Origin of the sequence: Luteibacter yeojuensis (assembly GCF_000964085.1) — a bacterium.
Taxonomy (GTDB): domain Bacteria; phylum Pseudomonadota; class Gammaproteobacteria; order Xanthomonadales; family Rhodanobacteraceae; genus Luteibacter; species Luteibacter yeojuensis_A.
Genome location: NZ_JZRB01000091.1, coordinates 1 through 4,015, shown reverse-complemented (window position 1 = coordinate 4,015; position 4,015 = coordinate 1). Strand labels below are relative to the sequence as shown.

Sequence of the window (4,015 nt, the reverse complement as noted above, 5' to 3'; positions counted from 1 at the left end):
CGCCGCGGGCGACGGAGCCGAAGCGCAGGTGGATGCCTTCCACGCGCGGCGCATACACGAAGATCTCGCGGAACGGCACCGGCTTCGCCAGCTCGGGCACCTTGTGGCTGTCGAACTTGAACGCGATGTACGGACGGAACACGCCGTCCCACGCCTGGAAGAAACTGGTGCGCAGGGTGGCGTGCACCAGCGCGATGAAGCTGCGCAGGATGCGGTCTTCGTCGAGGCTGGAGACGTTGTCGAGCAGCGCGTTGATGGCGTCCTCGACCACGGCCGACTGCTGCTCGCGCGGGAGCGCCAGCGAGGAGACAAGGTTGCCGATGAGGCCCGGGTGCGCCGCCAGGGTGTCCTGGTCCATCAGCGCGTGCATCTCGTGCGAGAGCAGTTCGCCAGCCCGCTGGCGCTGCGCATCGTCCATCGTCTCGCGAGCCGGGTCGAACGCGGCGTTGAACAGCTCGATGATGAGGCCGGCGATGGCCGGGTAGCGGTTGAGGGCGTCTTCCATGTACGCCTGCGAGAACGCCACGCCTGTCTGCAACAGGTACTTGCAGTAACCACGCAGCACGGCGACTTGGCGCCAGTTGAGCTTGGCACCGAGCACCAGGCGGTTGAAGCCGTCGTTTTCGGCGTTGCCGCGCCAGATCTGCTCGAAGGCGTCCTCGAAGATGGTGCCCACCTGCGAGACATCGAACGCGAGGCGGCCCACCGGCTGCACTTCGAAGTCCTGGATATACAGCGAGCCATCGCCCACCTTCACCTCGTACATGTGCTCGGTGAGCACGCGCAGGCCAAGGTTCTCGAGCTGCGGCAGCACTTCGGAAAGCGCGATGTCGGAGCCCGAGCGGTAGACCTTGAAGCGCAGTTCTTCCGGGCGGTGCGGCGGGTGGTAGAACGACATGCTGATGGCGTCGGGGCCGTCGAGGCCGGCCAGCGCGCGCACGTCGGCGGCGGCGATGGCGGGCGACACCTCGTCGACGTACCCGGCAGGCAGCGCCTTGCCGTAGCGATTGGCCAGGATGATGCCCTGCTGTTCGCCACCCGTGTGGACGAGCTCGTCGCGGAGCTCGTCGTACCAGTTGCGGGCGATGGAGGTGATCTTCGCCTCGATCTCGGCGGCGTCGTACACCGGGTGGTCGCCGATGCGCGGGCGCACCGTCACATGCAGGCGGACCAGGGCCGCTTCACCCATCAGTACGGCCGAATCGACGTGCTCGCCGTGGAACGCCTCGCGCAGCACGCCCTCGACCCGCTCGCGCACCGCGGTGTTGAAGCGGTCGCGGGGGATGAACACGAGGCAGGAGAAGAAGCGGCCGTAGCTGTCGCGGCGAATGAACAGGCGGGTGCGCGTGCGCTGGGCCAGCTCGAGCAGGCCGGTGGCCAGGGCGAAAAGCTCATCGGCACTGCACTGGAACAACTCGTCGCGCGGCAGCGTGTCGAGGATGTGGCGAAGGGCCTTGCCCGAGTGCGAATCGCGCTTGAGCCCCGAGCGGGCCATGACGGCCTCGCATTTGTCGCGCACCAGCGGCACGTGCTGCGGGTGGGCCATGTAGGCATTGGACGAGAACAGGCCAAGGAAGCGCTGTTCCGCCACGGGCCGGCCCTGGCCGTCGAACTTGAGGACCCCGATGTAATCCATGTAGCCCGCGCGGTGCATGGGCGAGCGTGCGTTGGTCTTGGTGAGGATGATGGCGTCGGTGGAACCCGAGCGCGGCAGCTCGCTGGCCACCAGGGTGCGCAGCGAGCGCGGGGCAAGCGAGCGCTCGGCGCCACGCAAAATCCCCAGGCCCGAACCCTCGACCGTGCGCAGCACGTCGTCGCCGGCATCGGCCACCACCTCGTACTCGCGGTAGCCCATGAACGTGAAATGGTTATCGGCCACCCAGCGCAGGAACTCGCTGGCTTCATGGACTTCTTCGGCCGTGTAGGGCAACGAGCGCTTGCCCAGGTCGTCGGCCACTTCCTGCATCTTGCCGCGCATGGCGCGCCAGTCGGCGACGGCCTCGCGGACATCGGCCAGCGCGGTTTCCACATTGGCCTTGACGGTGTCGAGCTCGGTGTCGTCGATGCGGTCGATCTCGAAGCGCATGATCGATTCGGCGTGGTCGCCCGTGCCCATGGCTTCGAGTTCACCCGAAGCCGAACGCTTCACCGGCAGCACCGGGTGGATGATGGCGTGGATATCGGCGTGCGCCGCGGCCACCATCGATACAGTGTCGACCAGGAACGGCATGTCGTCGGTGACGACCTCAACCACCGCGCGGGTGCCCGAGACACCCGGGTTGTAAACGCGGACCTTGGCCTTGCCCGGGGCGCGCTCGCGGGCGAACCCCAGCAGATCGGCGATGAGGGCGGCCCAGCGCGCCTCGGTGTGCAGGGCATGGTCGGCCTGCGCCATCCGCTCGAAGAAGGCTTCGATGAAGAAGCGCGCCTCGTTGAGCCGGTCGGCGGGGACATCGAGCTTCTTCAGTTCATCGAAAACGAGCGTCTGGAACTGGCCGGGTTCGGCCGCGCGAATCGCATTCATGGGCAATTATCGATGTGGGGGAGTTGGGAAATCCGTAAAAGGATAGCTCCCGCGTGTGTCATAGAGCCACACTCACGCGCATCGCGATTCAAGCGATTTTCACCGCAGCGCCGCAATTAATCGGTAGCAGGCTACCGACTTCGCCTGCATGCACGATGGGCATGGCATGTGCGTCGCAACAATTCGCATGCGAATGGCTCCCAAGACCGTTGACGCTGGCTCGCGGGAGATTCTAAACTGGACGGTATAGTCCAGCAGGTACACGTAATGTCGAACCTGGAAAGCCGCCCGGCGTCAGACCGGCAGCAGCGGGTCCTCCAGGCCGCATGCACCCTGTTCCTGCGCGACGGTTACCGCGTCAGCATGGGCGCGGTGGCCCGCGAGGCGGGGGTATCGAAACAGACGGTTTACGCGCACTTCGAAAACAAGGACACCCTCTTCCACGCCGCCGTTGAACAATTAGTCCTGCCGTTGCACGCGAGCCTCGCCCCGGAGCGCCGCGGCCTGGCCGCCACCTTGCTGGCGCTGGCCCAGGCGCACCAGACCCACGTGATGGACCACGAAAACGTCGCCCTTGGGCGGATGCTTATCGCCGAGGCGCCCCGGTTCCCGGCGGCGGCCCGGACGTTCTATCGCACCGCCATCGAAACGGTGGCGGGGCGGCTATCGCGGTGCATGGCGGAGGCGATGGAAAGCGGCGAGATGCGCCGGGAGGACCCGGACGTGGCGGCGGAGCTTTTCCTGTCCATGCTGCATGGGCTTGAAGGCGATCGCCGCCTGTTCGGCCTGCGAGCCAGGGGCCCGAAGGCACAGGACGACTGGGCCCGGCACGCGGTAACAGTATTTATGCATGCGTACGACATCCTCCCGGGTGGCCGGTCGCGAACGAACAAGAAACCTGGAAAAGGAACGGAGTTCTCATGAAACCCCTGCCCCTGCGCACCTCCCTGCTGGCCGCCGGCCTCACCGTCGCGCTGGCCGCCTGCCACAAGCAGGAAGCCCCCCAGCAGCCCCCGCCGCCGCAGGTCGGCGTCATCACGGCCCAGCCGCAGGACGTGCCCCTGGTCCAGGACCAGGTCGGCCGCGTCACCGCGTTCCGTACCGCTGACGTCCGCGCCCGCGTAGCCGGCATCCTGCTGAAGCGCCTTTACACCGAAGGCACCGACGTCAAGGAGGGCCAGTCGCTCTTCAAGATCGACCCGGCGCCGCTGCAGGCCGAGCTGGATGCCCAGCTGGCCAACCTGGCCTCGGCCAAGGCCACGGCGGTGAACAGCAAGGCCCAGGCCGATCGTGCCCGCGGCCTCATCGGCAAGAACTACGTCAGCCGCCAGGACCTCGACACCGCGGAGGCCACCGAGCGCACCTCGAACGCCTCCGTGAAGCAGGCCGAAGCCGCCGTCCAGTCCGCCCGCATCAACCTCAGCTTCACCGACGTGCTCTCGCCCATCAGCGGCCGCGCCGGGAAGCAGCAGGTCACCGAGGGCGCCCTGG

At 67.0% G+C, this 4,015-nt stretch carries 3 protein-coding genes; 2 read left to right on the top strand and 1 reads right to left on the bottom strand.

The window, feature by feature from the left end; translation table 11 throughout:
- A partial coding sequence (locus VI08_RS20250; RefSeq protein WP_045831451.1) for an NAD-glutamate dehydrogenase domain-containing protein occupies nucleotides 1–2,524 on the bottom strand: 2,524 nt, incomplete at its 3' end.
- A gap of 267 nt (nucleotides 2,525–2,791) precedes the next feature.
- Here VI08_RS20250 and VI08_RS20245 point away from each other — a divergent pair.
- Entirely contained in the window at nucleotides 2,792–3,448 is a 657-nt protein-coding gene (locus tag VI08_RS20245; protein WP_052698083.1) for a TetR/AcrR family transcriptional regulator, read from the top strand.
- Nucleotides 3,445–4,015: efflux RND transporter periplasmic adaptor subunit (locus VI08_RS20240; RefSeq protein WP_045831450.1), on the top strand; the 571-nt coding region annotated here is incomplete at its 3' end. The genes VI08_RS20245 and VI08_RS20240, both read left to right, overlap by 4 nt.

Bases quoted from the DNA above. Each gene is read 5' to 3' on its own strand.
- VI08_RS20245 (WP_052698083.1), top strand. From the start codon at position 2,792: ATGTCGAACCTGGAAAGCCGCCCGGCGTCAGACCGGCAGCAGCGGGTC.